We start from the raw sequence: 26,652 nt of genomic DNA, 5'->3' as shown, positions 1-26,652 counted from the left end.
CCTATCACTTCGTGGAACGGGACCGTCATGGCGCGTCTGCCTGCCATTCTCCTGCTGTGTCTGGCGTTCTGGGCAGCCCCGTCCGGAGCGCTCACCTTCACCCAGGAAGAACAGGCATGGCTGCAGGACCACCCCGTCCTGCGCATGGGCATCGACGCCTCCTGGCCCCCCTTCGAATTCCGCGACAGCCAGGGCCGCCACCAGGGCCTCGCCGCCGACTACGTCAAGCTGATCCAGGAACGCCTGGGCGTCCGCCTCGAGCCGGTGGAACCACGCAACTGGGGTGAAGTGCTGGAGCAGGCCCGCAATGGCCAGCTCGACCTGCTGCCCGGCGTCATGTCCACCCCCGAACGCCAGCAATACCTCAGTTTCACCCGCCCCTACCTCGACTTCCCCATCGTCATCCTCGCCCGCGACGGCGGCCCACAGCCCAAATCGCTCGGCGATCTCTACGGCCTCAAGATCGCCGTGGTCGAGGACTATGCCCCTCACGAACTGCTGCGCAGCGGCAATCCCGACCTCAACCTCCTGCCCTTGCCCAACGTCGCCGCCGGCCTCCAGGCCCTCGCTACCGGGCAGGCCGACGCCTTCGTCGGCGACCTCGCCTCCAGCGTCTGGAGCCTGCGCCAACTCAGGCTCGAAGGCCTCTACATCAGCGGCGAGACGCCCTACCGCTACCAGCTCGCCATGGCCACGCCGCGTAGCGACACCCCCCTGGTCGGCATCCTCGACAAGGTCTTCGCCGACATCAGCGCTGCCCAGATCGAAGCCATCCAGGACCGCTGGGTCGGCGGCGTCATCGACCGGCGCCCGGTCTGGACCACCCTCATCGCCTACGGGCTCCCCGCCCTGCTACTGATCGGCCTCGCCCTGGTCTTCGTCCTGCGCATCAACCGCCGCCTCAGCGGCGAAATGTCACGCCGCGCCCTGCTCGAAGACGAACTGCGCACCAGCGAACAGCACTACCGTGGCCTGGTCGAAAGCCTCAACGCCATCGCCTGGGAAATGCGCCTCGACGAACACCGCTTCACCTACGTCTCGCCCCACGCCGAACGCCTGCTCGGCTACCCCCTGGCAGACTGGCTCGAGCCCGGTTTCTGGCAGCGCACCCTCCATCCCGAAGACGCCCAGCACGCCGAATACGTCTGCAACGAAGAAGTCGCCGCCGGGCGCGACCACAGTTTCGACTACCGCATGCTCGCTGCCGACGGCCGCGTCCTGTGGATCCGCGACATCGTCACCCTCGACCCCCAGGGCGACAGCCAGATCATCCGCGGCCTGATGATCGACATCACCGAAGCCAAGGACACCGAACACGCCCTGCGCCTCTCCCAACAGAAGTTCGCCTCCGTATTCCACAACTGCCCCGACGTCATCGCCCTCGCCCGCCGCCAGGACGGCCGCCTGCTCGACGTCAACCGCACCTTCGAGCAACAGACCGGCATCGACGCCGCCCAGGCCATCGGCCGTACCGCCACCGAACTGGGCATCTGGGGCACCCCCGACATGGGGCCCGGCCTCCTCCAGCGCCTGCAGAACGAAAGCCTGCACAACCTGGAAATGACCTTCCGCCGGCAGAACGGCGAAAGCTTCACCGGCCTCATCTCCGCGCAACCCATCGACCTCGACGGCATCCCCGCCCTCATCGTCGTCGTGCGCGACATCACCCTGGTCAAAGAAACCCAGCAGCAACTGAAGATATCCGAAGAGAAATTCGCCCGCGCCTTCCACGCATCCCCCGACGGCCTGCTCATCACCCGCCTGGTCGACGGTCGGCTCATCGAAGCCAACGAAGGCTTCACCCGCATCACCGGCTACGTCGCCAGCGAAGCCGCCGACCGCTCCACCCTCGAACTCGGCATCTGGGCCAATCCCGAAGACCGCCAGCAAATGGTCCGCGCCATCCGCGACCAGGGCAGCCTGCGCAACTTCACCGCCCCGATACGCACCAAGGGCGGCAGCATCCGCCTCTGCGAACTCACCGCCCAGCCCATCCCCATCAACGGCGAAGCCTGCGTCCTCACCATCGCCCGCGACATCACCGAGCGCCAGCAGATGCAGGAAAAGCTCCTGCAGGCCGCCACCGTCTTCGAAAGCACCGCCGAAGGCGTGATGATCACCGACACCGAACAGCGCATCACCGCCGTCAACCGCGCCTTCACCGAAATCACCGGCTACAGCGAAGCCGAAGCCCTCGGCCAATCACCGCGCCTGCTCGCCTCCGGCCAGCACGACAGCGCCTTCTACGCCGCCATGTGGCACCAGCTCGCCGCCGACGGCCACTGGCAGGGCGAAATCTGGAACCGCCGCAAGAACGGCGAACCCTATCCCGAATGGCTGACCATCAGCGCCGTGCGCAACCGCGGCGAGCAGATCACCCACTTCGTCGGCGTCTTCGCCGACATCTCCACCCTCAAGCACGCCCAGGCCCGCCTCGACTACCAGGCCCACCACGACCCCCTCACCGGGCTGCCCAACCGCATCCTCTTCGAAAGTCGCCTGCAGGCCGCCCTGCTCGACGCCACCACCGACGCCCAGCGAGGCGCCGTACTCTTCATCGACCTCGACCGCTTCAAGCACATCAACGACAGCCTCGGCCACCCGGTCGGCGACCTCCTGCTCAAAAGCATCGCCTCCCGCCTCAAGGACCAGCTGCGCGACATCGACACCGTCGCCCGCCTCGGCGGCGACGAATTCATCATCCTGCTGCCCGGCCTGCACACCGCCGCTGACGCCGAGCACATCGCCAGCAAAGTGCTCGCCTGCTTCAGCGCCCCTTTCGAGGCCGACGAACACGAGTTCTTCACCAGCGCCAGCATCGGCATCAGCCTCTACCCCGAACACGGCAGCGACGTCGCCACCGTCGTCAAGAACGCCGACGCCGCCATGTACCGCGCCAAATCCAAGGGCCGCAACCGCATCGAGTTCTACACCCGCGACCTCACCTTCCAGGCCAACGAACGCATGGCCCTGGAAAACGAACTGCGCCGCGCCCTCGAACGCGGCGAACTCAGCCTCTACTACCAACCCAAGCTGTGCCTGCAAAACCGCCGCCTGATCGGCGCCGAAGCCCTGATCCGCTGGCACCACCCCCTGTTCGGCGAAATCTCCCCCGAGCGCTTCATCCCCCTCGCCGAAGAGAACGGCCTCATCCTCCCCCTGGGCGACTGGGTCCTCGCCGAAGCCTGCCGGCAGATGCGCGAATGGCAGGACCGCCACGCCCCCTTCGGCCCGCTCTCCGTCAACCTCGCCGGCGCCCAGCTGCGCCAGCCGCAACTGGTCGAGCGCATCGACCGCCTGCTGCAGGACACAGGCGTCGTCCCCTGCCACCTGCAACTGGAAATCACCGAAGGCTTCATCATGAGCCAGGCCGAAGAAGCCCTCGCCGTGCTCCACGCCCTCAAGGCGCTCGGCGTGCAACTGGCCATCGACGACTTCGGCACCGGCTACTCCTCCCTCAGCTACCTCAAGCGCCTGCCGCTGGACATCATCAAGATCGACAAATCCTTCGTCCGCGGCCTGCCCGACGACCTCGAAGACGCCGCCATCGCCCGCGCCATCATCGCCCTCGGCCGCAGCATGCAACTCACCGTCATCGCCGAAGGCGTCGAAACCCACGCCCAGGAAGCCTTCCTCACCGCCGAAGGCTGCGAACAGATCCAGGGCTACGTCGTCAGCCGCCCCCTCCCCGCCGACGTTTTCGCCCGGCAATTCCTCGATCCCTGTCAACCTGTTGGCACTCCTGAGAAGGCGCCGGTATAATCCGCCGGCCTTCTGGGGGCCTATAGCTCAGTTGGTTAGAGCAGAGGACTCATAATCCTTTGGTCCACGGTTCAAGTCCGTGTGGGCCCACCACCAATCACCAGATGTGCCCAGCGCCTTAGGCTGGCCTTCCTTAGTGCCCGCAGGGAAATGATGCGCTCCGCGCAACTCAACCTCCATATCAAGACGGACACTTATTCCTTAGCGGCCTACAAACAGCGGCGATGATGCCCCCTAACTCTCTTCTTCTAATCTGCAGAAGAGTGCAGCATTTATCCCCTAGCCGCTAGATAACCAAACCCCCCACTTTTCAAGCACATACCTAGTTTATTGCGATAGCTCTTGACTGACTGGCATAGACTGTAATATTAGCTGTGGACTTTAAGTTCTAAAATGGAGCGAGGACTGCATTGAGCGATATTAAATCTTATGAAACCGCTCTGAATCCACAAGCTAGAGCAGCGCTGAAGATGCAACATCCCCGAGTCATCTGGCTGACTGGCCTGAGCGGAGCGGGAAAGTCAACAATTGCGAACGAGTTAGAAGTAGCACTGAATGCACGTGGAAAGCATACTTATCTACTAGACGGCGATAATGTACGAGCCGGACTGTGTAGCGACCTAGGCTTTAGTGACCAAGACCGTGAAGAAAACATCCGCCGCATTGCAGAAGTGGCCAAGCTATTTATCGATGCCGGACTTATCGTCACCACAGCGTTTATCTCTCCCTTCAGGCGCGATAGAGAACTGGCCCGCAAGATAATTGGAGAATGCCATTTCATTGAGGTTTTTATTGACACCCCAATATCTGAATGCGAGCGCCGCGACCCTAAAGGGCTTTATAGCAAAGCAAGATCTGGTCTACTTAAGAACTTCACCGGCATCGACTCAGCCTACGAACCACCCGCAGCACCAAACATCCACATCAACACAATTGAGGACAGCGTCGCGCATGCGGTCAGCAAAATCTTGGAAGTAATTTACAAAGCAGAAAAGACGCATATATTACCCGCCCCCCCCAAAAAATAGGCACTCTAGAAACTCTAAAATCAAATCTCGCCTCTCACCCTCGATAACTTCAGCGCACCAGTCGTTACAATAAGAACCCTCCCAAATCATAAACACTTAACCACACTCTATTTACCGACACACATAACACCCTACACAACAAGCAGCTCGAATTTAGTAGCACAACACCCTTCGCTTACATCAAAAAACACCGGCAGCCGACGAAGGCACCCATACAGCTGCTTGTTGAGTTTCTGATACAAACTCGCTAAAATCCTGTCATTCCAGCTCCGTGCAACATAAGCAATTACCAAAATTCGCATAAGCGAGTTTGGCTCAGGGATGAATAAACGTGACTATGCTTCTTCAAGCTTTTGATGCCAGTATGCCGAACAGCTTGCCCCCCCAAAAAAAGCACACCCTCCCTCATGAAGGTCATGTCGCAATTTTATTATGCACTTATAATGGTGAGAAATTCCTACCCCAACAGCTCAAGTCATTCGAACAGCAAACCCACCGAAACTGGTCTCTGTATATTTCGGATGATGGCTCACAAGACCAGACAGAAGCACTTCTCCAACACTATGCAAAAACTTGGGGGGAGCAAAAAATAGAGATTAACGAAGGTCCACAAGCTGGCTTTGTGCGTAACTTTCTTTCTCTAACCTGTCGAGCTGATATTTATGCTGACTATTTTGCCTGGTCTGACCAAGATGATATTTGGGACAAGGAGAAACTTGAGGTCGCTATCAAGTGGTTAAATGGCATTCCCAGCAACGTGCCCGCACTATACTGCGGAAGAACTCAGATCATCTGCGAAAATGGGACAACTCTTGGTATGTCGCCCATCTTCCCTTATCCTCCACACTTCAAAAACGCCCTGGTTCAGAGTATAGCTGGAGGAAATACCATGGTGTTCAACAAGGCTGCCAAGGCTTTAATCATGGAAGCAGGTTACGATTTAGATATCCCATCACATGACTGGTGGCTTTATCAAATAGTTTCTGGGTCCAACGGAGCTATCTATTACGATCCGAAGCCCAGGGTTCTCTATCGCCAGCACAAAAACAATGTAGTCGGAAGCAACTCTGATTGGCGCGCTCGTATGCAGCGCTTGAGCATGGTATTTCAAGGGCGCTTTCATGAATGGAACAACCAAAATATTAGGGCTCTAGAGTCGATGTCTCACTGTCTGAGTGAAGAGCATCGCCAGACTTTAGCGCTGTTCAAAAAAGCTCGCCAACAGTGCTTACCTGCCCGTGCGATAAACATCCTAAGGTCAGGACTTTATAGGCAAACTATTTTTGGCAATCTCGGTTTATTTCTGGCGACCATCGCAAGAAAAATATAATAATTTAACGCTTAAAAATTGCAAAATAAAGCAGTTAGACCTTCGAGCAGATCACCTCACAACTGCATACAGCTATTTATACCTTATAGATCCTGACAAAATATCAGATTAGTAAATCCCCTACCTTCGCGCTCAGTCTCCATAAATTATTAAAGCGAAATCAGCGGTTGCTTCAAACTCAAAAACTCAACTGCGCCACACCCTCAGCTTATACACGACAACACATCGACGTCCGGCTCCCCCGCAAGCTCGACACGGACCAGTGGCGCAGCGAGCGCGTGGAGAACCACCAGGGCGCGGTGGAAACCCTGTTGCTGATCAGCGAGAGCGCCGTCTGCGAGCTGCTCAAGGTCAACTTCTACCACCCCGAGCACCGTGGCCTGCGCCAGTGGATCACCGGCGAGGTGATCCCCGCGCTGCGTTCCCAGGCCACGCCGCACCTGCCCCGCCAACGCCGGGTGACCTGGCAGGGCAGGGAGTTCAGCGTCATGGAATGGCAGGGCCGCCAATGGGTGCGGGTGAAGGATGTGGCGGAGCTGTTCGACGGCGGCGAACGGGCCACGCTGCAATAGAACGGAGTCGGGGACGCATGGCGTCCCCGTTCCCTTGAGCAGTGTGTCTGGAAGCGCAGCAGCGGCCACGCAGTCAGTTTTTCACCAGCCGGCTAGCGTTTGGCGATGATGTACACGGCATGCACGATGCCGGGGATGTAGCCCAGCAGGGTGAGTAGGATGTTCAGCCAGAAGGCGCCGCCGAAACCCACCTGCAGGAACACGCCCAGCGGCGGCAGGATGATGGCGATGAGGATGCGGATCAGGTCCATGCAAAAGCTCCTTGTAGGGAAATTCGTCTACCTCCTGATCGACTGCCGGAGAGCGCAAAGGGTTCCTTGCCGATGTTTCCGCGCCCCGCCCATAATCCGTCGCTCCCGCCCCTCCGGACCTCACCGCCCATGGCCATTTCCCGCGACGACCTCGACGAACACGGCCTGATCATCGGCGTCTCGCCCGAGCGTTTCCGCGCCGTGGCGATGCCCCTGCTGTTCGACCACCTCAACGCCCAGTGCGAGGGCACCATCGCGGTGAACCGCCAGGCGCGGATCGTCTGGATCAACGACAAGTACGCACAGAAGATCGGCATCGCCGACCCGCGCAGCGTGCTCGGCAAGGAGGTGGAGGAGGTGCTGCCGGCCAGCCGCCTGCGCGAGGTGGTGGGCAACGGGCTGCCGAGCATGCTCGACCTGATGGCCTTCGGCGACGAGCACTTCGTGGTCACCCGCATCCCCCTGCGCGACGAGGACGGCACCCTGGTCGGCGCCCTCGGCTTCGTGCTGTTCGACCGCGCCCGCCACCTGCAGCCGGTCATGGCCAAGTACAACCAGTTGCAAACCCAGCTGGCCGCCGCCCAGCACGAGCTGGCCCGCGCCCGCCGTGCGCGCTACACCATCGCCGGCTTCATCGGCACCAGCGCCGCCGCCAGCGAGGTGAAGCGCCAGGCCCGCCGCGCCGCCCAGCTGGATGCCACCGTGCTGCTGCGCGGCGAGACCGGCACCGGCAAGGAGCTGCTCGCCCAGGGCATCCACAACCTGTCGCTGCGGGCCAGCGGGCCCTTCGTGGCGGTGAACGTGGCGGCCATCCCGGAATCGCTGGTGGAAGCGGAGCTGTTCGGCACTGCGCCGGGCGCCTTCACCGGCGCCGACCGCCGCGCGCGGGCCGGCAAGTTCGAGCTGGCCGACGGCGGCACGCTGTTCCTCGACGAGATCGGCGACCTGCCCCTGCCGCTCCAGGCCAAGCTGCTGCGGGTGCTGCAGGAGCAGGAAGTGGAGCCGCTGGGCTCCAACCAGGTGAAGACCCTGAACGTGCGGGTGATCGCCGCCACCCATGTGGACCTGGAGGCCAAGGTGGCCGCCGGCGAATTCCGCGAAGACCTCTACTACCGCCTCAACGTCCTCGCCCTGCGCGTGCCGCCCCTGCGCGAGCGCCGGGAAGACCTGCCCGCGCTGGTGGACTACCTGCTCGACGACATCGCCACCCGCTCCGGCCAGCCGCCGCTGGAACTGCAGCAGGGCGCCCTCGACCTGCTCTGCGCCCAGCCCTGGCCGGGCAACGTGCGCGAACTGCGCAACCTGCTGGAACGGGCGCAGCTGCTGGGCGATGGCAACCGCCCGCTGGAGGCGCGCGACCTGCGCACCCTGCTGGTGGACCCGCAACCGGCCGCACCCGCCCCGGCGCCCGCAGCGGCTGCCGAGCCCGCCCCGCCCGCCGTGCGCCCGCTGGCGGACAGCCTCGCCGAGGCGGAACGCGCGGCCATTCTCACCGCCCTCGCCGCCTGCGACGGCAACCGCACCCAGGCCGCCGAACGCCTCGGCATCGCCCGCGCCAGCCTCTACAACAAGCTCCAGGCGCACGGGTTGTAGCCAGGCCTGCGGGCCGGCACGCCAGCGGCATACCCCCTGCGAAGCTCCCAGGCCGGCGTAGGGTGGATCGCGCTTCATCGATCCACGCGGTGCGGGGTTGGTCGCCGGGCAGGGTGTGCATTTTCCTGCGGCCACGGTGCTTGGGGGCGGGCGCGGTGGTGGATGGAAAAAGCGCCATCCACCCTACACATCCGGGCACCTCGCGGCGGGGTATGGAATGTCCATATTTTTGGACAACGATGAAAATAGGTGTCCAATAAACAAGACGTCGCCCAATTAATTGGACACCTCAAGCGCCCCCTCGTCTCCCGGCTAAATTACCCCCACCCCAGCACCAGCGCCTTCCCCAGGGCTTTTCAGCCCACCTGGCACAGCTTTCGCTCTATACCGGCAAAGGGCCGACCCAGGCCCGGCCGCTGCGGCGGTTCAAAACAACAACAAGAAGGAAATCCCATGGGTACCCTCGGAATCCTGCTGTCCCTCGCACTGCTGATGTTCCTGGCCTATCGCGGCTACAACGTGTTGATCCTGGCGCCGCTGATGGCGCTGCTGGCGGTGCTGTTCGCCGGTGATGCGGCGTTGATGCTGCCCACCTACACCCAGGTGTTCATGAAGTCCCTGGGCGGCTACCTGATCCAGTTCTTCCCGCTGTTCCTGCTCGGCGCCATCTTCGGCAAGTTGATGGACGACTCCGGCTCGGCCCGCGCCATCGCCCAGGGCATCGTCACCCGGCTGGGGCGCGAGCGGGCCATCCTCGCCATCGTGCTGGCCTGCGGGCTGCTGACCTACGGCGGCGTGTCGCTGTTCGTGGTGGCCTTCGCCGTGTACCCCATCGGCACCGCACTGTTCCGCGAGGCGGGCATTCCCAAGCGCCTGCTGCCCGGCGCCATCGCCCTGGGCGCCTTCACCTTCACCATGACCGCCCTGCCCGGCACCCCGGCGATCCAGAACGCCATCCCCAGCCCCTTCTTCGGCACCGACGCCTTCGCTGCGCCCATCCTCGGGCTGATCGGCGGGCTGATCATGCTCGGCCTCGGCAGCTGGTGGCTCGCCACCCAGGCCCGCAAGCTGATGGCCGCCGGCGAAGGCTACGGCAGCCACAAGGACGACCCCACCGAGCAGAGCGGCCTGCCGGTGACCGGCTTCTGGCTGGCGCTGCTGCCGATCCTGCTGGTGATCGCGCTGAACTTCCTGATGGCCAAGCAGGTGCTGCCCAACCTCGACACCAGCTACCTGGCCAAGCCCGAATTCGGCGGCCTGCAGGATGCCAAGTCGGTGATCGGCATCTGGTCGATCATCGTCGCCCTCGGCGCGGCGGTGCTGCTGCTCATCGGCCTGCACTGGCGGCGCTGGGCGGACCTGAAGCAGAGCCTCAACGACGGCACCTTCGGCTCCATGCTGCCGATCCTCAACACCGCCTCCGAGGTGGGCTACGGCACCGTGATCGCCTCCCTCGCCGGCTTCGTGGTGATCCGCGACCTGGTGCTGAGCGTGCCGGGCAACCCGCTGGTGTCCGAGGCGGTAGCGGTGAACATCCTCGCCGGCATCACCGGCTCCGCCTCCGGCGGCATGTCCATCGCCCTCAAGACCCTCGGCGCGCAGTACCTGGAGATGGCCAACGCCGCCGGCATCAGCCCCGAGCTGCTGCACCGGGTCGCCGCCATGGCCTCCGGCTGCATGGACACCCTGCCCCACAACGGCGCGGTGATCTCGCTGCTGGCCATCTGCAAGCTGACCCACCGCGATTCCTACAGATTCATCTTCATGAACACGGTGATCTTCCCCCTCGCCGCCCTGGTGGTGGTGATCACCCTCGGCAGCCTGTTCGGCAGCTTCTGATGTGCGGCTCGTGGGAGCGAATTCATTCGCGATGCGACCCGCAGGGGCGCCCCGGGTCCGCTGCGCGGCCCTTCGCGGCTGAAGCCGCTCCCACGGGAGAAGCAGGCCGCCCCCAATTCCACGCTCGAGGTATGACATGAGCAAAGTGATGAGCGCCGCCGAGGCGGTGGCGCGTATCCCCGACAACGCCCACCTGGCCACCGGCGGCTTCGTCGGCATCGGTTTCGCCGAGGCCATCGCCATCGCTCTGGAGCAGCGCTTCCAGGCCGAGCAGGCACCGCGCGACCTGACGCTGGTCTATGCCGCCGGCCAGGGTGACGGCAAGGGCCGGGGCCTCAACCACCTGGCCCACGAGGGGCTGGTACGCCGGGTGATCGGCGGGCACTGGGGCCTGGTGCCGGGGCTGCAGAAGCTGGCGGTGGAGAACCGCATCGAGGCCTACAACCTGCCCCAGGGGGTGATCTCCCAGTTGTTCCGCGACATCGCCGCCGGCAAGCCGGGGCAGCTGTCGCGGGTGGGCCTGGGCACCTTCGTCGACCCCGAGCACGGCGGCGGCAAGCTCAATGCGCGTACCACCGAGGAGCTGGTGCGGCGCATGCCCCTCGACGGCGAGGACTACCTCTTCTACAAGACCTTCCCCATCCACGTCGGGGTGGTGCGCGCCACCAGCGCCGACGAGGACGGCAACCTGACCATGGAGCGCGAGGCGCTGACCATCGAGAGCCTGGCCATCGCCATGGCCGCGCGCAATTCCGGCGGGCTGGTGATCGCCCAGGTGGAGCGGGTGGTCGCCCGTGGCTCGCTCAACCCGCGCCTGGTGAAGATCCCCGGCATCCTCGTCGACTGCGTGGTGGTGGCCGCGCCGGAGCACCACCAACAGACCTTCGCCACCGCCTACAACCCGGCCTTCGCCGCCGAGGTGCGGGTGCCCGAGGGCAGCCTGCAGCCGATGCCGCTGGACCTGCGCAAGCTCATCGCCCGTCGCGCCGCGCTGGAACTCAAGCCCGGCGCGGTGGTGAACCTGGGCATCGGCATGCCCGAGGGCGTGGCGGCAGTGGCGGCGGAAGAAGGCGTGATCGACCTGCTGACCCTCACCGCCGAGCCCGGGGTGATCGGCGGCGTGCCGGCCTCGGGCCTGGACTTCGGCGCGGCCTGCAACCACAGCGCGCTGATCGACCAGCCCTACCAGTTCGACTTCTACGACGGCGGCGGCCTGGACCTCGCCTTCCTCGGCCTGGCCCAGGCGGACGCGGCGGGCAACCTCAACGTGTCGAAGTTCGGCACGCGCCTGGCCGGCGCCGGGGGCTTCATCAACATCAGCCAGAACGCCAAGGCGGTGGTCTTCGTCGGCACCTTCAGCGCCGGCCCGCAGGACATCCGCATCGAGAACGGCGCCCTGCGCATCGTGCAGGACGGCGCGCTGCGCAAGTTCGTGCGCGAGGTGGAGCACCGCACCTTCGCCGGCCGCCTCGCCGCCGAAGCCGGCAAGCCGGTGCTCTACGTCACCGAGCGCTGCGTGTTCCGCCTGACCACCGAAGGCCTGGAGCTGATCGAGGTCGCGCCGGGCGTGGACATCGAGCGCGACATCATCGAGCGCATGGATTTCCGCCCCATCGTCCGCGCGCCGAAGCTGATGGACGTGCGCCTGTTCGAGGAGGCGCGCATGGGCCTGCGCGGGATGATCGGCGAAGCCTGAAGGTTGTGCGTGAAACGCGGGCCCGCCCTGGGCCCGCGTCTTTTTACACAGCGCGTAGGATGGGTAGAGCGAAGCGAAACCCATGCTGCCGGTGTAGTCCGCAATGATGGGTTTCGTACCTCGCGGAACGCCGCCCGACCCATCCTACAGAAGCGTCTCGGCGCTTCAGCGCTCCCCCAACTTATGCCGCGCGGCGTACAGGCAGATCATCTCCATCGCCAGGGTGGCGCCGGCCAGGGCGGTGACTTCGGCGTTGTCGTAGGGCGGCGCCACTTCCACTACGTCCATGCCCACCAGGTTGATGCCGCGCAGGCCACGGAGGATTTCCAGCGCCTGGTGGCTGGAGAGCCCGCCGCACACCGGCGTGCCGGTGCCGGGGGCGAAGGCCGGGTCGAGGCAGTCGATGTCGAAGGTCAGGTACACCGGGTTGTCCCCCACCCGCGCGCGGATGCGCTCGGCGATCTGCTCGGGCGTGTGGCGGTGCACCTCGCGGGCGTCCAGCACCTGGAAGCCCATCACGTCGTCATTGGTGGTGCGCAGGCCGATCTGCACCGAGCGCGCCGGGTCCACCAGGCCCTCGCGGGCGGCGTGGAAGAACATGGTGCCGTGGTCGATGCGCTGGCCCTCTTCGTCCGGCCAGGTGTCGCTGTGGGCGTCGAAGTGGATCAGCGACAGCGGCCCGTGCTTTGCGGCGTGGGCCTTGAGCAGCGGGTAGCTGATGAAGTGGTCGCCGCCCAGGGTGAGCATCGCCGCACCGGCCTCGAGGATGTGCGCGGCGTGGGCCTGGATCGCCTCCGGCGTGTGCTGCGGCGTGCCGTGGTCGAAGGCGCAGTCGCCGTAGTCGATCACCGCCAGGTGGTCGAAGGGGTCGAACTCCCAGGGGAAATGCCGCGCCCAGGCCATCTGCACCGAGGCGGCGCGGATGGCGCGGGGCCCGAAGCGGCTGCCGGGGCGGTTGGTGGTGGCGGTGTCGAAGGGCACCCCGCTCACCACCAGGTCGACGCCGGCGAGGTCGCGGCTGTAGCGCCGGCGCATGAAGCTGGTGATGCCGGCGTAGGTGGCTTCGGCGGCCGTGCCCAGCAGGCTCGGCCGGGTGATGGCCTGGTCGTTGTCGTAGGCGTGTTCCATGTCATCGGGCTCCATCGGTGGGGTGTTTCCCGTCTGCGCGGGTTCAGTACTGGGTGCGGAAGCGCGTCCAGAGGCGGGTGCGCTCGCGCTGCTGCTTGAGGGTCAGTTCCTGCTCGCCGAACAAGCGGTCGCGCACGGCCTGGGGCGGGTAGATGTCCGGGTCGTTGGCCACCGCCGGGTCCAGCAAGGGCGTCGCGGCCTGGTTGGCGTTGGCGAAGAACTGGCTGTTGGTCAGCTCGGCGATGGCCTCGGGGCGCAGCATCCAGTCGATGAAGGCATGGGCCGCCTGGGGGTGCGGCGCGTCGGCGGGGATGGCCAGGGTGTCGAACCAGATCAGCGTGCCCTCGCGGGGGATGCGGTAGACCACCTCGAAGGGCATCTTCGCCTCGCGGGCCTGCTCGGCGGCGATGGCGGCGTCGCCGTTGTAGGTCAGCGCCAGGCAGATCTCGCCCTTGGCCAGGTCGTTGATGTGCTTGCCGGCACCGACGTAGCGCAGGTTCGGCTGCAATGCGGTGAGCAGCTGATGGACCGCCGCGAGGTCGGCCTTGGCGGTGCTGTACGGGTCCTTGCCGAGGTAGTGCAGGGCGACGCTTATGACCTCCTGGGGCGAGTCGATCACGGCGATGCCGCAGTCCTTCAGGCGGCTGGCGTACTCGGGCTTGAACAGCAGGTCGAGGCTGTTCAGCGGCGCGTCGGGGATGCGTTTCTGTACCGCGTCACGGTTGATGCCCAGGCCGATGGTGCCCCAGGTGTAGGGCACGCCGAAGCGGTTGTCCGGGTCCACGCTGGCCAGCTTGGCCAGCAGCTCCGGGTCGAGGTTGGCGTAGTGGTGCAATTGCTCGCGCTGCAACGGCTGCACCGCATTGGCCTTGATCGCCCGCGCCAGGCCGCTGCTGGCGGGGAACACCACGTCATAGCCGCTGCCGCCGGTCATCAGCTTGGCGTCGAGGGCCTCGGCGCTGTCGAAGATGTCGTACTTCACCTGGATGCCGGTCTCGGCCTTGAAGCGCTCCAGCGCCTGGGGCGGGATGTAGGCGGACCAGCTGTAGAGGTTCAGCTCCCGGTCCTCTGCGTGGGCGGGCAGGACGCAGGTGGCGAGCAGGGCGAACAACAGGGAAAGGCGCATGGCGAAAGCTCCCGGGGTCGGTGGATGGAACGATCCTGCGCCGGGCTTTGCTTCGGATAAATATGAAGTGTTCTACTTTGGCATCGCTCGCCATCGATGTTTGGAGATTCCCATGCTCGCCCAACTCCAGGACCTGGACCTGCAACTGCTCAGGCTGTTCATCGCCGTGGTGGAGAACGGCGGCTTCAGCGCCGCCCAGGGCGCGCTGGGGGTGGGCCAGTCCACCATCAGCACACAGATGGCCAAGCTGGAGACGCGCCTGGGCTTTCGCCTGTGCGAACGGGGCAAGGCCGGCTTCCGCCTCACGCCCAAGGGCGAGCAGGTACTGGCGGCCACGCGGCGGCTGTTCGGCGCCATCGAGACCTTCAAGGGCGAGGCGCGGGGCATGGCCGACATGCTCCTGGGCGAGCTGCGCATCGGCCTCTCCGAATCCCTCGACGACACGGTGATGCTGCGCCTGGCCGACGCCATCCGGCGCTTCCGCGCGCGTAACCAGGCGGTGCGCATCGAGCTGCTCAGCGCCATGCCCGCCGAACTGGAGCGGCGCCTGCTGCAGGACCAGCTGCACCTGGCCATCGGCTACTTCTCCGGCAACCAGCAGGCGCTGGAGCATCGGCCGCTGTTCGTCGAGGAGCAGCTGCTGTTCTGCGGCGCCGGGCACCCGCTGTTCGACCGCAAGCGCATCACCGAAGACGACCTGCGCCACTGCGACCGGGTGCTGCACCCCTACCGCTTCATCGGCGAGGCCGAGCCCTTCCAGTCCGCCGCCAGCAGCGCGGTGACCGAGCAGGTGGAAGGCACCCTGGCGCTGATCCTCTCCGGCGCCCATATCGGCTACCTGCCCCGCCACATCGCCGCGCCCTGGGAAGCCCGTGGCCAACTCCGCGCCCTGCTCCCCGAGCGGCTGGGCTTCGACGTGGAGTTCCGCCTCACCCACCACCGCGGCCGCGAAGCCAGCGAAGCGCAACAGGCGTTCGTCGAAGATCTGGTGGCCGCCTTCGGCGGAGCTTGAAGTTGATTTAGCTGGAAGCTGGAAGCCCAGAGGCTGTGCCGCTTTCGCAGGCCGGGGAGCACCCGGCATCCAAGCGGGTGGACCACGCTTCACCGGCCCACCATTCGGCGTCGTGTCGAACGCCGACCGCGTGGGTTTCGCTACGCTCTACCCACCCTACGCAGGACACTCCGGCTTCCAGCTTCCAGCTACATGTACCACCGATATTCCCGCGCGCTGACTTCGTTGATGAAGTCGAGGTACTCCTGGCGCTTGTTCTCGCAATAGACCATCACGAACTCGCTGCCCAGGCCTGCATTGACGGCGGCGCTCTGGCGCATGGCGGTGACGGCGGCGGGCATGTCGGTGGGGAAGTCGATGCCGCTGGAGCGGTCTTCGTTGAGCGGGGGGATGGGCTCTTTCGCGGCGTCGAGGCCGTGTTCCATGCCGGTGAGGATGGCCGCCAGCACCAGGTAGGGGTTGGCGTCGGCGCCGGCCAGGCGGTGCTCGATGCGCAGGTTGCGACCGTCGGATTCGGGGATGCGGATGCACGCATCGCGGTCCTCGAAGCCCCAGCTGGCGCGGCTGGCGGCGTTGACCATGGCGCCGTAGCGGCGGAAGGCGTTGTGGTTGGCGGCGAAGATCGGCATGCAGTGCGGCAGCAGCTCCAGGCAGCCGGCCACGGCATGGCGCAGGGGGCGCTGGCCATCGGCGTCGAGCAGGTTGGTACCGGCCTCGTCGTAGAGACTGACGTGCACGTGCATGCCGCTGCCCGGCGCGTCCAGGTAGGGCTTGCTCATGAAGCTGGCGCGGTGGCCGTGCTTGAGCGCCACGCCCCGGGTGCTGCGGCAGAACAGGGCGGCCCAGTCGGCGGCCTGCAGGCCGTCGTCGCAGTGGCCGAAGTTGATCTCGAACTGCCCCGGGCCCAGCTCGGCGGTGATGACGTTGGCCGCCACGCCCTGCTGGTTGGCCGCTTCGACCATCTCGTGGAGCACGGTGGAGAAACGCGACAGCCGCTCGATGTGCATGTTCGGCTGGTCGTCCTCGTCGTCGCACAGGGCGTCGCGGGGGTATTGCGGCAGGCCGTTCTTGAGCGTGCGGTCGAACAGGTAGAACTCCAGCTCGAAGGCCACCACCGGGCGGATGCCGCGACGGGCCAGGCGTTGCAGCACACGGGCCAGCACCTCGCGCGGTTCGAACTCGATGGGCGCCTCGGTGCCGTCGGAGGTGATCAGCATCTGCCCCAGCGGCTGGCGCTCCCAGCACACCGGCTTGAGGGTGCCCGGTACCAGGCGCCGCGGCGCATCCGGGTCACCGTCGGCGAAGCAGTAGTCACCGATGGGGTACAGCCCGCCCTGGGTGCCCAGCAGCACGCAGTTCTGCGGCAGCTTCAACGGGCTGCCACCGGCGACCTTCTCCAGCATCTCCACCGGGTAGCGCTTGCCGTAGAAGTGCCCGGGGATGTCCAGGCAGATCAGGTCCACGTAGCGGATTTCCGGGTACTGGGCACGGAAGGCACGCACTTCGGCGAGCAGGTCGGGATGCGGGTTTGTTGTTGTCATCGCTGTGGTCCTGCAAGAGATAAGAGTCGGTTTAGGGCTGAGCGAGCTAGAGCGAGGCAAGGCGAAAGCGATCGAAGAAGCGGAGTCTACGAGCGGTAAATGAGCATTCTGAGATCGCTTTCAACGCCGCATCGCCGACGCGCAGCCGGCCATAAGCCGGCTCTAGGTGAATACCCATAGGACTCGGGTGGGCCTATCGGAAAGGTTGGCGTAGCGGAACTGCGCGTGGGCCGGCAGCTGGAAGCTGTCGTTGGGGTGCAGCACCACCGGTTCCTCGGCGTCGTCGAGCCAGATGCTCAGCTCGCCTTCGAGCACGAAGCCGCCCTGCTCGGAGCTGTCGTCCAGGTGGCCTTCGCCGCTGGTGGCACCGGGCTCCAGGTGGCTTTCGAGCATGGAGAAGCCGGCCGACATGTTCGGCGAGGCCAGCACGTCGGTGATGCCGCCGGCGTAGTAGAGCGTGCGGCGCTCGCCAGGGCGGGTCACCCAGCGCACCTCGCGGGGCTTGCTCAGGCTGTAGAAGTAGGTGGTGGGCACGCCCAGGGCCTCGCTGATGGCGGTGAGGTCGGCCACCGTGGGGCGCGACAGGCCGCGCTCCACCTGGGAGAGGAAGCCCACCGAGCGGTCGATGCGCGCGGCCAGCTCGCCCAGGGTCAGGTTCTTGTGCTTGCGCAGGTCGCGGATGAGGATCGCGAGGCCTTCGATCTCGTCTTGCATGTCCATGTCGAATCTCCTTCGGTGCCGGCGTCAGGCCAGGTCGCGCAAGCGATACCAGGCTTTGCCGGCGGCTTCCAGCGGTGCGGCCAGCAGCGAGCCGCCGGGGAAGCGCGGGTTGTCCAGGCCCTGGTAGAGCGCCAGCAGCTGCTCGTCGCCGAGGATGGCGTCGGCCACCGCGCGGGCGCCGGCCAGGGTCGGCAGGATGCCGTGGCCGGAGAAGCCCTGCAGCCAGTAGCGCTGGCCCTGGCGGCCGATGTCGGGGGTGCGCTTCATGGTCACGTCGATATGGCCGCCCCAGCCGTAGTCGATCTGCACGCCCTTGAGCTGCGGGAACACGCGCTCCAGGTAGGGCCGGGTGGCCGCCGGCACGTCCTTGGGCAGGCCGCCCAGATAGGTGCAGCCGCCACCGAACAGCAGGCGGTGGTCGGGGGTGAGGCGGAAGTAGTCGGGCACGAACTGGTTGTCGATCACGCAGCTGTTCTTCGGCAGCAGCGAGCGCGCCAGCTCCGGGTCCAGCGGCGCGGTGGCCACCTGGTAGGAGCCCACCGGCAGCAGGCGCGAGGACAGCTGGCGGTCGAGGCCGTCGACGTAGGCGTTACAGGCCAGCACCAGCACGTCGCCACGCACCTCGCCCTCGGGGGTGCGCGCCACGTAGCCGGCCGGCGTCTCGCGGTATTCCAGCACCTGGCTCTGCTCGAAGATGCGCCCGCCGGCGGCTTCGATGGCGGCGGCCAGGCCCTGGGCCAGCTTCAGCGGGTTGAGGTGGGCGGCTTCCGGGTCATAGAGCGCGGCCTTGTAGCGCGGGCTGGCGATCCACTCCGGCAGCTCGTCGCGCTCGATCAGGCGCATGGCGTCGTAGCCCCACTTCCGCTCGGCGTCGCGCTGAGCCTCGCGCAGCAGTTCGACGCGGCGCTCCAGCACCGCCGTCCACAGGCTGCCCACGCGGTAGTCGACGTCGAAACCGTGGCGCTGGGGCAACTCGCGCATCTCGCCCGCAGCCCAGCGCATGCTGTCCCAGAGGCGGCGGGTGCGCTCCTGCCCCAGGGCCTTCTCCAGCGGCGGCATATCGCAGGACCAGCCCAGCAGCGCCTGCCCGCCATTGCGTCCGGAGGCCGCCCAGGCCACGCGGCTGGCTTCCAGCAGCACCACGCGCTTGCCGGCCAGGGCCAGGCGCAACGCAGTGTGCAGGCCGCTGAAGCCGGCGCCGATGATCAGCACATCGCTGTCCAGGCTGCCCTGCAGGCGCGGGCGCAGCGGAATGGAACAGGGGTAGGTGGCGGCGTAGAAGGTGCCGACATGCTGGGCGGATTGCTTGAACATGCGAGCCTCATGAAATTCTTATTGATAAATTTCATGAAAATCTAGCATTGAAATTTCACAAAGCCAAGCGGCGAGATGCCGACGATCACGACCGGCTCACAGGATGGCGTTGCACCCGAGGCAAAAGCTGTTGTCCGATAAGCCGGTAAGAACCATCGAGCCGCGAGCCCTCGCGGCGGCAGGAGTGAACGGATGAAAGCGACAACCCTGGCAGCGCTCTGCGCCCTGGCCCTGCTGGCCGGCTGCAGCCATGACCAGCCCAAGCCCGAAGCACCGCCGCAGCGCCTGCCCAACCAAGTGCAGGACCAGCCCACGCCCCTGGAGCTGCTGCGCACCAACGCCGAGCGCGGCGACCTGGAAGCCCAGTTCCAGCTCGGCAGCCACTTCTTCGTGAGCAAGCCGGCGGACCTCAAGCAGGCCGAATTCTGGTGGAAGCGTGCCGCCGACCAGGGCCACGCCATGGCGGCGGTGAGCCTCGCCTACCTCTACACCGGGCGCAACGACCCGGCCTACGCCAACCAGCAGGCGATGCTGAAGTACCTCAACCAGTCCGCCGCCGCCGGCAACCCGATGGCCCAGCACGTGCTCGGCAGCCTCTACCTCAAGGGCGAACAGGGTGTGCCGCGCGACCCGGACCAGGCCCGGCGCCTCTACCAGGCCGCCTGCGGCCAGCGTTACGAGGCCAGCTGCGCAGCCCTCAAGAGCCTGCCCTGAACCCCGCGATCAAGGACGAATCATGCGCATCCCGTTCTGCCTGATGCTGCTGGCCCTGCCCGCAGCCGCCATGGCCGACGAAGGCGCCGGCTCCTGGCTGCTCAGCAGCAGCGCGGCCACCACCTTCGCCCCCGCCACCACCCGCAACCTCAGCCGGGAGGGGCGCGAGCCGGGCGCCTATGCGCTGGCCCGCGACGACGCGGCGGCCTTCGTCGCCAGCGATGGGCGCATCCGTGGCGCGCAACTGGAACAGGCGCTGCAGGCCCTGCACCAACAGCCCGCGACGGCGGGCACCGACGACATGAGCCTAGCCCGCGCCCTCGCCGCCTCGGCCTATCGCTGAGGCGAACGCGCCAGCGGCAGCTCTGCGTAGGCGGCGCGCTGGCGCTGCACCCAGGTCGCGTACACCACCAGCATCAGCAGCACGCCGCCCAGCACCAGGGACGAGCCGACGGTGCCGAAGTCCAGCCCGCCCTTCTCGTGGGTCTTGGTCAGCACGTCGCCCAGGGTCGCGCCGAAGGGCCGGGTGAGCACGAAGGCCAGCCAGAACAGCAGCACGGTGGAGAGGCGCGTCAGGTAGTGGGCGGCGACCACGATGGCCAGCGCACCGCCGATCAGCAAGGCGCCACCGGCGAAGCCGAGCCCGGAGTCATCGGCGAGGAAGTCGCCCAGCGCCGTGCCCAGTGTGTTGGAGAAGAGGATCGCGCCCCAGTAGAACAGCTCGCCGCGCCGCGAACGGATGCGGTCCACCGACAGCGACCCCTCGGTGACCCGCCACAGCGCGAAGATGCACAGCAGGATGCCCACCAGGATCGCCGAGCCGGTGGCGTAGCCCAGGCCCAGGGTGCGGTCCATGAAGTCCGACATGGTGGTGCCGGCGGTGCTGGTGGAGAGGATCACCGCCCAGTACACCAGCGGGTTGTAGCGCTTGCTCGCCAGCTGCGTGAGCAGGGTGGCGAAGAAGGCGCTGATGAGGATCAGCGAGCTGATGGCGTAGCCGACGTCCAGGGTCATCGACAGCAGGTCCCCGGCGGTCTCGCCCAGGGTGGTGGCGCAGATCTTCATGATCCAGAAGGCCAGGGTGATCTGGGGCAATTTATTCATCACGACTCCCGGGGCCCGCACGGATGTGGCTGCCTGATGGATGCAGCCCTCTGCGCGGACACGGACCCGGTCTGCCCAGCGCGAGGCGAGAGTGACCGGGAAGGAGTGAAAACGCGGTGAAGGAAGGATGAAAAAAACATCACCCGAGGGGCTCAGCCCACTTCGGCGGCCAGGGTCGCGCGGTTGCGGCCCTCCCCTTTCGAGGTGTAGAGCGCCTCGTCCGCCCGTTTGTAGAGGCTGTCACGGGTGTCGCCGGGCTGGCTCAGGGCCATGCCGACGCTGACGGTCAGCACCGGGCCGATGCTGGAGCCCTCGTGGGGAATGGCCAGCCCCTCGATGCGCCGGCGCACCTCTTCCGCCACCCGCTCGGCGAACACCGGCACCAGGTCGCAGAACACCAGGGCGAACTCCTCGCCACCGAGCCGCGCGGCGAAGTCCAGGGAGCGCCGGGGCGTGCTCTGCAGGGCTTCGGCCACCGCTTTGAGCACCGCGTCCCCGGCCGGGTGGCCATAGAGGTCGTTGTAGCGTTTGAAGAAGTCCACATCCACCAGCATCAGCCCCAGGCAATGGCGCTCGCGCTGGCTTTCACGCAGGGAGCGATCCAGCAGGATCTCGAACATGCGCCGGTTGCACAGGCCGGTCAGGCTGTCGCTGTCGGCCAGCTCCTTGAGCGCCGCGCGGGTGAGGAACTGGCGCCGCGTGGCCGACTCCTGGAAGTAGCGCGACATGCCGGTGAAGCACATGGCGACCAGCGGGTAGATGGACAGCGCGACGAAGTCGTCGAGGTAGCCTTCCGGCAGGTAGAGCGGGATCAGCACCAGCATGGCGATGAAGGTGATCACCGCGCACACCACCGAGCCCCAGTAGCTGTAGCCCACGGGAAAGAAGATGGCGATCAGCACCAGGATCATGCCGTCGATGTTGAACGGCATGCCCACGTCGTCCAGCACCTGCATGTAGAGGATGGTGCTGGCCAGCGTCGTGGCGCTGATGACGAATATCGCGCAGGGCACCCAGAAGGCCCCGGCACTGCGGTCGTTGCCCTGCAGCACCATGGTGGCCGAGAGCATGATCCCGGCCAGGGCCACCAGGCGCATGGCGAAGATCGCCGGGGTCAGCGTCGCGTCGTAATGGCGCAGGGCGTAGAAGACATCGACACCGAGAAAAAACAGCAGCGCCAGCAGCAGGATCGAAATGGCCCCGATGCGCGTGTTGCGAAAGGCCCGGTAATTGGAGATGCGGTACTCCGCCTCCAGTTCGGGCTCGAAACGCAGCCATCCAAAGCCTTTGTTGAGCTGCCGCGTGTAACGGCTCTCGGCGTAGTGGCTGAGCAACAGCTGGACCTTATCCATCCCTGACCTCACCTCCCGCACCCTCAGGTAAACAGCTTCCAGGGGATCGCCCATACAAAGCCGACTTGGCGAAAGTATGGCACGGCGCCACCAGCGCCAACCCTCCCTGTATCAATCCTTGTGCGGGTTTCAGGCCATACCGCTGGTCGCCAGGCGCCGCCTCGCCCCCCTGGCGCCATGCCGTTGAAACGCTGAAGGCGCGACTGAATGCCGCATCCGATGGGTAGCCGAGCCAGCCGGTGCGGACCGCCTTCGAAGCCTTCGCCGATGAACTGGCCGCCCTGTACCACTCGGCTTGAGCACGATAACGGTGGCGCACCCGGGGTTCCGCTGCGCTGCTAAGCTCGCCGCCTCACAGACGCATGGATGACGACGATGAAACGCCTGCTGCCGCTGGCCCTGCTGGTGATTGGCTCGAACGCCCTGGCCCAGGGCTGCGACTATCGCCCTGCCCCGCAACAGGAACTGACCGCCGCCAAGGCGACGGGCCTGCCGCTGGTGCTGGCGGGCAAGGAGAAACTGCAACTGGGCCTGGTGGAGCAGCCCGAGCTGCTGCTGCACAGCGGTGATCTGCTGATCGCCCGCTACCCCGGCGGCCACAGCCTCGCCCACCATCCGATGACGCAGCAGGAGCTGGGCAATGCCGGCCTGGGCACCCCGGCGCAACAGGTGCGCCTGCTGTTCGGCGATGACAGCGCCGCCACGCCCGAGGCCCGGGAATGGGTGTTCGCCATGCGCCAGGCCATGGACCTGTGCGGCGACAAGGCCAGCCTCACGCCCTACCGCATCGACGGCATCGAGCTCTTCGCCTGGCGCACCAGCCAGGACGGCAAGCCCTACCAGGTGTTCTTCATCCCCGATGGCGAGCAGGTGCATTACCTCGAAGTACGCGGCCCCGCCGCCTTCGCCGACAAGGTGCTAGCCGGCGTGCACAGGCGGCCGCCGAAGCCATAGCGGAGCGTCGGGTTCCACCCGACCTACGAGAGCGGCGTCATGCACCCCGTAGGTTGGGCCGAGGTACGAGGCCCAACGCGCGGAGTCGAGCCCGACATCGTTGGGCCTCGCTGCGCTCGGCGCCAACCTACGGAGAGCGGCCCGGCATCGGAGGTTCCGGGCCCCTTGTAGGGCGGGTGAAACCCGCCACCTCGGCGTCGCCAAGCTTCGCGAGCAGAGCTCGCTCCTACGAGAGCCGGCGTCATGCACCCCGTAGGTTGGGCCGAGGTACGAGGCCCAACGCGCGGAGTCGAGCCCGCATCGTTGAGCCTCGCTGCGCTCGGCGCCAACCTACGAAGAGCGGTTCATCATCGCGTGCATCAACTGCCGATGACGCCGCCGTCGTTCTTGGTGATGAGCACGGTGGTGGAGCGCGGGCGGCTCTTGCCGTCGCTGGCGGGGTAGCTGATGCCGGGGTGCTGGATGTTCACCCACATGCTGCGGCCGTCCGGGGTGAAGGTGATGCCGGTGAGTTCGCAGCCACGCGGGCCGACCAGGAAGCGGCGCACCTCACGGGTCTTGGGGTCGGCGCAGAGCAGCTGGTTGCAGCCGATGCGCGCCATGGCCGGCTCGATGTCGTCGAAATCGGTCTCGATCCATAGGCGGCCGGCGGGGTCGAAGGCCAGGCCGTCCGGGGAGGAGAAGGCGTCGCCGTTGATGGTGCCGATCAGGTTGGCCGGCACCGCCTGGCCCTTGTCGTCCTTGGCACCCTGGGGTTCGCCGGCGAGGAGGAAGATCTCCCACTGGAACGAAGTCGCGGTGGGATCGCCGCCTGCCTCGTTCCAGCGCAGGATCTGCCCATGCAGGTTGTGCGGGCGCGGGTTGGCGGCGTTCACCGGTTTCTTGCTGCCACGGTCGTCGTTGTTGGTGAGGGTGACGTAGACCTCACGGGTCTCCGGGTGGGCGGCCACCCACTCGGGGCGGTCCATGGGCGTTGCGCCGAGTATGTCGCCAGCGGCGCGGGCGTTGAGCAGCACCTCGGCCTGGCTGGCGAAGCCGTTCTCGGCGGTGAGGCCGTTCTGGCCGTGCACCAGGGCCAGCCACTGGCCCTTGCCGTCATCGTCGAAGCGGGCAACGTAGAGGGTGCCCTCGTCCAGCAGGTCGCGGGCGGCCTTGGGGTTGGCGGCGTCGAAGCGGCCGCTGGGCACGAACTTGTAGATGTACTCGCCCTTGGTGTCGTCGCCGTAGTAGTAGGCCATGCGCCCGTCCTTGCCGAGGGACAGGGTGGAGCACTCGCGGCAGAAGCGGCCGACGGCGGTGCGCTTCTTCGGCGTGCTGGTGGGGTCGAAGGGGTCGATCTCCACCACCCAGCCGAAGCGGTTGGGTTCCTGCACATGGCCGTCGTGGGGCTGGTCGCGGTAGGGCGTGGCGTCGAAGCGGGCGTCGGCGGTTTCCCAGCCGTAGTTCTTGCTCACCCCCTCCTTGGCGATGCCGTAGCGCTTGTGGGACACGCGCTGGGCATAGTCGGCCGGGTCGCGGTTGATGAAGTAGTTGTGCCAGTTCTCCTCGCAGGCGAGGTAGGTGCCCCAGGGGGTCACGCCCATGGAGCAGTTGTTGAGGGTGCCGATCACCTCCAGGCCGCTGGGGTCGGAAGCGGTCTTCATCGCGGCGTTGCCAGCCAGCGGGCCGGTGAGCTGCATGGGCGTGAGGGTGGAGATGCGGCGGTTGTAGCGCGAGCCGGCGACCCGCTGCCAATGACCGTCGCCGTCCTTCTTCACCTCGATGACGCTGACGCCATGGGCCGCCTGCTCCTTCTTCACGTCCTCCGCCTTGCGCTTGCCCTCGACGAAGACGATGCCGGCGCTGTGCAGCGTGGGGTTGATGTACTCGTGGTTGATCACCAGCAGGCCGTGGTCGTTGGGCGCGTCCGGGAAGGGGAAGAAGTGCATGCCATCGTGGTTGTCGCCGGCCTGCTTGAGCTGGTCTTCCCAGGTTTCGCTGGCATCGCCCTTGAAGGCCGGCGCATCGGCCAGCACCGCATCGCCCCAGGAGAAGAACGGCGTGGCGCTGTAGCCGTCGGCGACTATCACCTTGTCGAACTTGGCATCGAACTGCTGGGGCACGCCCTTGAAGCCCAGCAGGCCGCCGTCGGCCACCGCGCGGCAGGCGCTGATGCCGCCGCCGAAGAAGCCCAGGGCGGCCATGGCCAGGCCGCCCTTGAGCACGTTGCGGCGGCCGGCGTCCACCATCTGGTCCAGGCTGCGGTTGCCGCTGGGGTTGATGGCCACGTCGTCATGGGCGGCGAGTGCGGCGTGGAAGGCGTCGAAATCCTGGGTCATCACGGTTCTCTTCTGGTTATGCGCCGGCGCTCCGCGCTCAGCGTTCGATGCGGTAGTGGAAGGTGTTGCGCACGCCGGGCACGGTCACGGGTTGGCCGTTCTCGAGGCGCGGCTGGTAGCGGAAAGTCTGCGCCGCGACCAGTGACGGGCGGATGAACAGCGGGTGACAGTCGCCCACCACCTGCGGGTCCTCGACGCGGCCTTGCGGGTTGACCCGGTACTCCACCGTGCAGTCGCCCTGGATGCCCTTGTCGAGGGCGCGCTGGGGGTAGTCCGGCGCCTCCTTGGCGATGGGCAGGTACTGGCGGCTGTTGGCGGCGGCTTCGGCCTGGCGGGCGCGCTCGGCGGCCTGGCGTTGCTGTTCCGCCTGGCGCGCCAGTTCCAGCTGGCGCTGTTGCTCGGCAGCCGCGGCGACGCGCTCGGCTTCCAGGCGCTGCTGCTCGCGGCGCCGGGTTTCCTGCTGCACCTGCTCCTGGCGCTGCTGTTCTTCCACGCGCTTGCGGGCCAGGGCGGCCTGCTCCAGCTTGCGCTGCTCGATTCGCGGGTCCACCTGCGGCGGCACCGGCTCGACGGGCGTCGGTAGCGGTTCCACCGGGGCGGCTTCCGCGACAGCCGGCTGCACCGGCGCGGGAACCGGTTCGGGGGCTGGCGCAGGCAGGCTGATCAGTTGGGTGGTGAGCACCCGCTGGGCCGGCTCGGCGGGACGCTCGGGGGCCCAGCCGGCCATCAGCAGCGCCAGCACGCCCAGGTGCAGGGCCAGGGCGCAGCCGGCGGCGAAGGCGTTGCGCCAGGCGCGGGCACTGGGCAGCGACAGGCGGGAAAGAGGCGCATCGCTCATGACCATCGCGCTCATTGCGGCGCCTCGGTGATCAGCCCCAGGTTGGCCACCCCGCCCTGCTGCAGCGCGGCCATGGCTGCCACCACCTTGCCGTAGCCGGCGTCCTGGTCGGCGCGGATGTACACCTGGGTGTCGCCGCGCTCGGCGATCAACGCGCCCACCTTGGCGGTCATCTCCTCAAGGGCCACGGCGCTGTCGGTCTGGCTTTCGGTGTCCAGCTCCGTGCCCAGGTTCCAGTAGTAGCCGCCGTCGGCCTTCACCGAGAGGGTGAGGATGCGTTGCTGGCTGTCACGGGGCAGCGCCTCGCTGGCCACCTTGGGCAGTTCGATCTTCACGCCCTGGGTGAGCATCGGTGCGGTGACCATGAAGATCACCAGCAGCACCAGCATCACGTCGATGTAGGGCACCACGTTCATTTCGGCCTTGGGGCCGTGCTTGCGCTGGGGACGGACGAGCATGC

Annotated in this window: 22 protein-coding genes and 1 tRNA gene; 12 read left to right on the top strand and 11 right to left on the bottom strand. The window is 66.3% G+C overall.

The features are described 5' to 3' along the window. Positions 1–27 precede the first annotated feature (27 nt). From ACXI0U_RS26835 to ACXI0U_RS26815, 5 genes are all read left to right on the top strand, one after another. Positions 28–3,762, top strand: coding sequence for a bifunctional diguanylate cyclase/phosphodiesterase (locus ACXI0U_RS26835; RefSeq protein ID WP_431483263.1), 3,735 nt, complete (start codon positions 28–30; stop codon positions 3,760–3,762). A 16-nt stretch (positions 3,763–3,778) separates the two neighbouring features. Further along, positions 3,779–3,855: transfer RNA gene (locus tag ACXI0U_RS26830), tRNA-Ile, on the top strand. 317 nt (positions 3,856–4,172) lie between these two features. Next, positions 4,173–4,790 carry an adenylyl-sulfate kinase gene (cysC, locus tag ACXI0U_RS26825; RefSeq protein ID WP_431483262.1) on the top strand — a complete coding sequence of 206 codons (618 nt, stop codon included), beginning with the start codon at positions 4,173–4,175 and terminating at the stop codon, positions 4,788–4,790. A gap of 337 nt (positions 4,791–5,127) precedes the next feature. After that, on the top strand, positions 5,128–6,120 hold the full coding sequence (locus ACXI0U_RS26820; RefSeq protein WP_431483543.1) for a glycosyltransferase family 2 protein: 993 nt from the start codon (positions 5,128–5,130) through the stop codon (positions 6,118–6,120). A gap of 278 nt (positions 6,121–6,398) precedes the next feature. Beyond that, positions 6,399–6,692 (top strand): BRO-N domain-containing protein, encoded by a 294-nt coding sequence (locus ACXI0U_RS26815; RefSeq protein ID WP_431483261.1) that lies wholly within the window; start codon positions 6,399–6,401, stop codon positions 6,690–6,692. A 92-nt stretch (positions 6,693–6,784) separates the two neighbouring features. Here ACXI0U_RS26815 and ACXI0U_RS26810 read toward each other — a convergent pair whose 3' ends face one another. Then, a complete protein-coding gene (locus ACXI0U_RS26810) occupies positions 6,785–6,943 on the bottom strand; it encodes a YqaE/Pmp3 family membrane protein (RefSeq protein WP_009615518.1) in 159 nt (52 codons plus the stop codon). Positions 6,944–7,072: 129 nt separating this feature from the next. Here ACXI0U_RS26810 and ACXI0U_RS26805 point away from each other — a divergent pair, with 129 nt between their 5' ends. From ACXI0U_RS26805 to ACXI0U_RS26795, 3 genes are all read left to right on the top strand, one after another. After that, a complete protein-coding gene (locus ACXI0U_RS26805) occupies positions 7,073–8,536 on the top strand; it encodes a sigma-54 interaction domain-containing protein (RefSeq protein WP_479551063.1) in 1,464 nt (487 codons plus the stop codon). Positions 8,537–8,989: 453 nt separating this feature from the next. Then, positions 8,990–10,375, top strand: a complete 1,386-nt coding sequence (locus ACXI0U_RS26800; RefSeq protein WP_479551062.1) for a GntP family permease — start codon at positions 8,990–8,992, stop codon at positions 10,373–10,375. Positions 10,376–10,511: 136 nt separating this feature from the next. Then, positions 10,512–12,071, top strand: a complete 1,560-nt coding sequence (locus ACXI0U_RS26795) for an acyl CoA:acetate/3-ketoacid CoA transferase (protein WP_479551061.1) — start codon at positions 10,512–10,514, stop codon at positions 12,069–12,071. Between the two features lie 165 nt (positions 12,072–12,236). Here ACXI0U_RS26795 and speB read toward each other — a convergent pair whose 3' ends face one another. Together speB and ACXI0U_RS26785 are read right to left on the bottom strand one after the other, a co-directional pair. Next, the gene (gene speB / locus ACXI0U_RS26790; protein WP_165673661.1) at positions 12,237–13,199 is read right to left on the bottom strand and encodes an agmatinase; all 963 of its coding nucleotides are present in this window, start codon (positions 13,197–13,199) and stop codon (positions 12,237–12,239) included. A 43-nt stretch (positions 13,200–13,242) separates the two neighbouring features. Then, a complete protein-coding gene (locus tag ACXI0U_RS26785) occupies positions 13,243–14,325 on the bottom strand; it encodes a polyamine ABC transporter substrate-binding protein (RefSeq protein ID WP_479551060.1) in 1,083 nt (360 codons plus the stop codon). A gap of 112 nt (positions 14,326–14,437) precedes the next feature. On the opposite strand from ACXI0U_RS26785, the gene ACXI0U_RS26780 reads away from it, so the two are divergent. Beyond that, positions 14,438–15,337, top strand: a complete 900-nt coding sequence (locus ACXI0U_RS26780; protein WP_479551059.1) for a LysR family transcriptional regulator — start codon at positions 14,438–14,440, stop codon at positions 15,335–15,337. 188 nt (positions 15,338–15,525) lie between these two features. Here ACXI0U_RS26780 and ACXI0U_RS26775 read toward each other — a convergent pair whose 3' ends face one another. The 3 genes from ACXI0U_RS26775 to ACXI0U_RS26765 form a co-directional block, all read right to left on the bottom strand. Beyond that, on the bottom strand, positions 15,526–16,878 hold the full coding sequence (locus tag ACXI0U_RS26775) for a glutamine synthetase family protein (RefSeq protein WP_479551058.1): 1,353 nt from the start codon (positions 16,876–16,878) through the stop codon (positions 15,526–15,528). 162 nt (positions 16,879–17,040) lie between these two features. Then, a complete protein-coding gene (locus ACXI0U_RS26770; protein WP_043244086.1) occupies positions 17,041–17,598 on the bottom strand; it encodes a helix-turn-helix domain-containing protein in 558 nt (185 codons plus the stop codon). A 24-nt stretch (positions 17,599–17,622) separates the two neighbouring features. Continuing rightward, positions 17,623–18,912, bottom strand: coding sequence for an NAD(P)/FAD-dependent oxidoreductase (locus ACXI0U_RS26765; protein WP_479551057.1), 1,290 nt, complete (start codon positions 18,910–18,912; stop codon positions 17,623–17,625). 192 nt (positions 18,913–19,104) lie between these two features. Between ACXI0U_RS26765 and ACXI0U_RS26760 the strand changes: the two genes are divergently transcribed. Beyond that, a complete protein-coding gene (locus ACXI0U_RS26760; RefSeq protein ID WP_111259532.1) occupies positions 19,105–19,626 on the top strand; it encodes a tetratricopeptide repeat protein in 522 nt (173 codons plus the stop codon). A gap of 22 nt (positions 19,627–19,648) precedes the next feature. After that, positions 19,649–19,969: a DUF2388 domain-containing protein gene (locus tag ACXI0U_RS26755; RefSeq protein ID WP_479551056.1), complete on the top strand. Its 321-nt coding sequence runs from the start codon at positions 19,649–19,651 to the stop codon at positions 19,967–19,969. Here the strand turns inward: ACXI0U_RS26755 and ACXI0U_RS26750 are convergent. Both ACXI0U_RS26750 and ACXI0U_RS26745 read right to left on the bottom strand, forming a co-directional pair. Further along, positions 19,960–20,730, bottom strand: coding sequence for a COG4705 family protein (locus ACXI0U_RS26750; RefSeq protein WP_479551055.1), 771 nt, complete (start codon positions 20,728–20,730; stop codon positions 19,960–19,962). The genes ACXI0U_RS26755 and ACXI0U_RS26750 overlap by 10 nt on opposite strands. Before the next feature lie 152 nt (positions 20,731–20,882). After that, positions 20,883–22,082 carry a GGDEF domain-containing protein gene (locus tag ACXI0U_RS26745; RefSeq protein ID WP_184488524.1) on the bottom strand — a complete coding sequence of 400 codons (1,200 nt, stop codon included), beginning with the start codon at positions 22,080–22,082 and terminating at the stop codon, positions 20,883–20,885. Between the two features lie 375 nt (positions 22,083–22,457). Here ACXI0U_RS26745 and ACXI0U_RS26740 point away from each other — a divergent pair, with 375 nt between their 5' ends. Next, positions 22,458–23,036, top strand: a complete 579-nt coding sequence (locus tag ACXI0U_RS26740) for a hypothetical protein (RefSeq protein WP_479551054.1) — start codon at positions 22,458–22,460, stop codon at positions 23,034–23,036. A gap of 359 nt (positions 23,037–23,395) precedes the next feature. Here the strand turns inward: ACXI0U_RS26740 and ACXI0U_RS26735 are convergent, their stop codons facing one another. Genes ACXI0U_RS26735 through tolR form a run of 3 tightly spaced genes read right to left on the bottom strand, consistent with a single transcriptional unit; the run spans position 23,396 to position 26,650 of the window. Then, on the bottom strand, positions 23,396–25,354 hold the full coding sequence (locus ACXI0U_RS26735) for a PhoX family protein (protein WP_479551053.1): 1,959 nt from the start codon (positions 25,352–25,354) through the stop codon (positions 23,396–23,398). A 37-nt stretch (positions 25,355–25,391) separates the two neighbouring features. After that, positions 25,392–26,207, bottom strand: coding sequence for an energy transducer TonB (locus ACXI0U_RS26730; protein WP_479551052.1), 816 nt, complete (start codon positions 26,205–26,207; stop codon positions 25,392–25,394). After that, a complete protein-coding gene (tolR, locus tag ACXI0U_RS26725) occupies positions 26,204–26,650 on the bottom strand; it encodes a protein TolR (RefSeq protein ID WP_021221553.1) in 447 nt (148 codons plus the stop codon). The genes ACXI0U_RS26730 and tolR overlap by 4 nt, the downstream gene beginning before the upstream one ends. Positions 26,651–26,652: the final 2 nt, after the last annotated feature.

It is taken from the genome of Pseudomonas sp. C9D1 (assembly GCF_056491235.1).
Note: the sequence above shows the minus strand (reverse complement) of the source record. Positions and strands in the feature narration are given on the sequence as shown.

What these genes read in the sequence shown, in the direction of transcription:
- ACXI0U_RS26835 (WP_431483263.1), top strand. Translation starts at nt 28, where the DNA reads ATGGCGCGTCTGCCTGCCATTCTCCTGCTGTGTCTGGCGTTCTGGGCA.
- ACXI0U_RS26820 (WP_431483543.1), top strand. Translation starts at nt 5,128, where the DNA reads ATGCTTCTTCAAGCTTTTGATGCCAGTATGCCGAACAGCTTGCCCCCC.
- ACXI0U_RS26810 (WP_009615518.1), bottom strand. Translation starts at nt 6,943, where the DNA reads ATGGACCTGATCCGCATCCTCATCGCCATCATCCTGCCGCCGCTGGGC.
- ACXI0U_RS26805 (WP_479551063.1), top strand. Translation starts at nt 7,073, where the DNA reads ATGGCCATTTCCCGCGACGACCTCGACGAACACGGCCTGATCATCGGC.
- ACXI0U_RS26800 (WP_479551062.1), top strand. Translation starts at nt 8,990, where the DNA reads ATGGGTACCCTCGGAATCCTGCTGTCCCTCGCACTGCTGATGTTCCTG.
- ACXI0U_RS26795 (WP_479551061.1), top strand. Translation starts at nt 10,512, where the DNA reads ATGAGCAAAGTGATGAGCGCCGCCGAGGCGGTGGCGCGTATCCCCGAC.
- speB (WP_165673661.1), bottom strand. Translation starts at nt 13,199, where the DNA reads ATGGAACACGCCTACGACAACGACCAGGCCATCACCCGGCCGAGCCTG.
- ACXI0U_RS26785 (WP_479551060.1), bottom strand. Translation starts at nt 14,325, where the DNA reads ATGCGCCTTTCCCTGTTGTTCGCCCTGCTCGCCACCTGCGTCCTGCCC.
- ACXI0U_RS26780 (WP_479551059.1), top strand. Translation starts at nt 14,438, where the DNA reads ATGCTCGCCCAACTCCAGGACCTGGACCTGCAACTGCTCAGGCTGTTC.
- ACXI0U_RS26775 (WP_479551058.1), bottom strand. Translation starts at nt 16,878, where the DNA reads ATGACAACAACAAACCCGCATCCCGACCTGCTCGCCGAAGTGCGTGCC.
- ACXI0U_RS26770 (WP_043244086.1), bottom strand. Translation starts at nt 17,598, where the DNA reads ATGGACATGCAAGACGAGATCGAAGGCCTCGCGATCCTCATCCGCGAC.
- ACXI0U_RS26765 (WP_479551057.1), bottom strand. Translation starts at nt 18,912, where the DNA reads ATGTTCAAGCAATCCGCCCAGCATGTCGGCACCTTCTACGCCGCCACC.
- ACXI0U_RS26760 (WP_111259532.1), top strand. Translation starts at nt 19,105, where the DNA reads ATGAAAGCGACAACCCTGGCAGCGCTCTGCGCCCTGGCCCTGCTGGCC.
- ACXI0U_RS26755 (WP_479551056.1), top strand. Translation starts at nt 19,649, where the DNA reads ATGCGCATCCCGTTCTGCCTGATGCTGCTGGCCCTGCCCGCAGCCGCC.
- ACXI0U_RS26750 (WP_479551055.1), bottom strand. Translation starts at nt 20,730, where the DNA reads ATGAATAAATTGCCCCAGATCACCCTGGCCTTCTGGATCATGAAGATC.
- ACXI0U_RS26745 (WP_184488524.1), bottom strand. Translation starts at nt 22,082, where the DNA reads ATGGATAAGGTCCAGCTGTTGCTCAGCCACTACGCCGAGAGCCGTTAC.
- ACXI0U_RS26740 (WP_479551054.1), top strand. Translation starts at nt 22,458, where the DNA reads ATGAAACGCCTGCTGCCGCTGGCCCTGCTGGTGATTGGCTCGAACGCC.
- ACXI0U_RS26735 (WP_479551053.1), bottom strand. Translation starts at nt 25,354, where the DNA reads ATGACCCAGGATTTCGACGCCTTCCACGCCGCACTCGCCGCCCATGAC.
- ACXI0U_RS26730 (WP_479551052.1), bottom strand. Translation starts at nt 26,207, where the DNA reads ATGAGCGCGATGGTCATGAGCGATGCGCCTCTTTCCCGCCTGTCGCTG.
- tolR (WP_021221553.1), bottom strand. Translation starts at nt 26,650, where the DNA reads ATGCTCGTCCGTCCCCAGCGCAAGCACGGCCCCAAGGCCGAAATGAAC.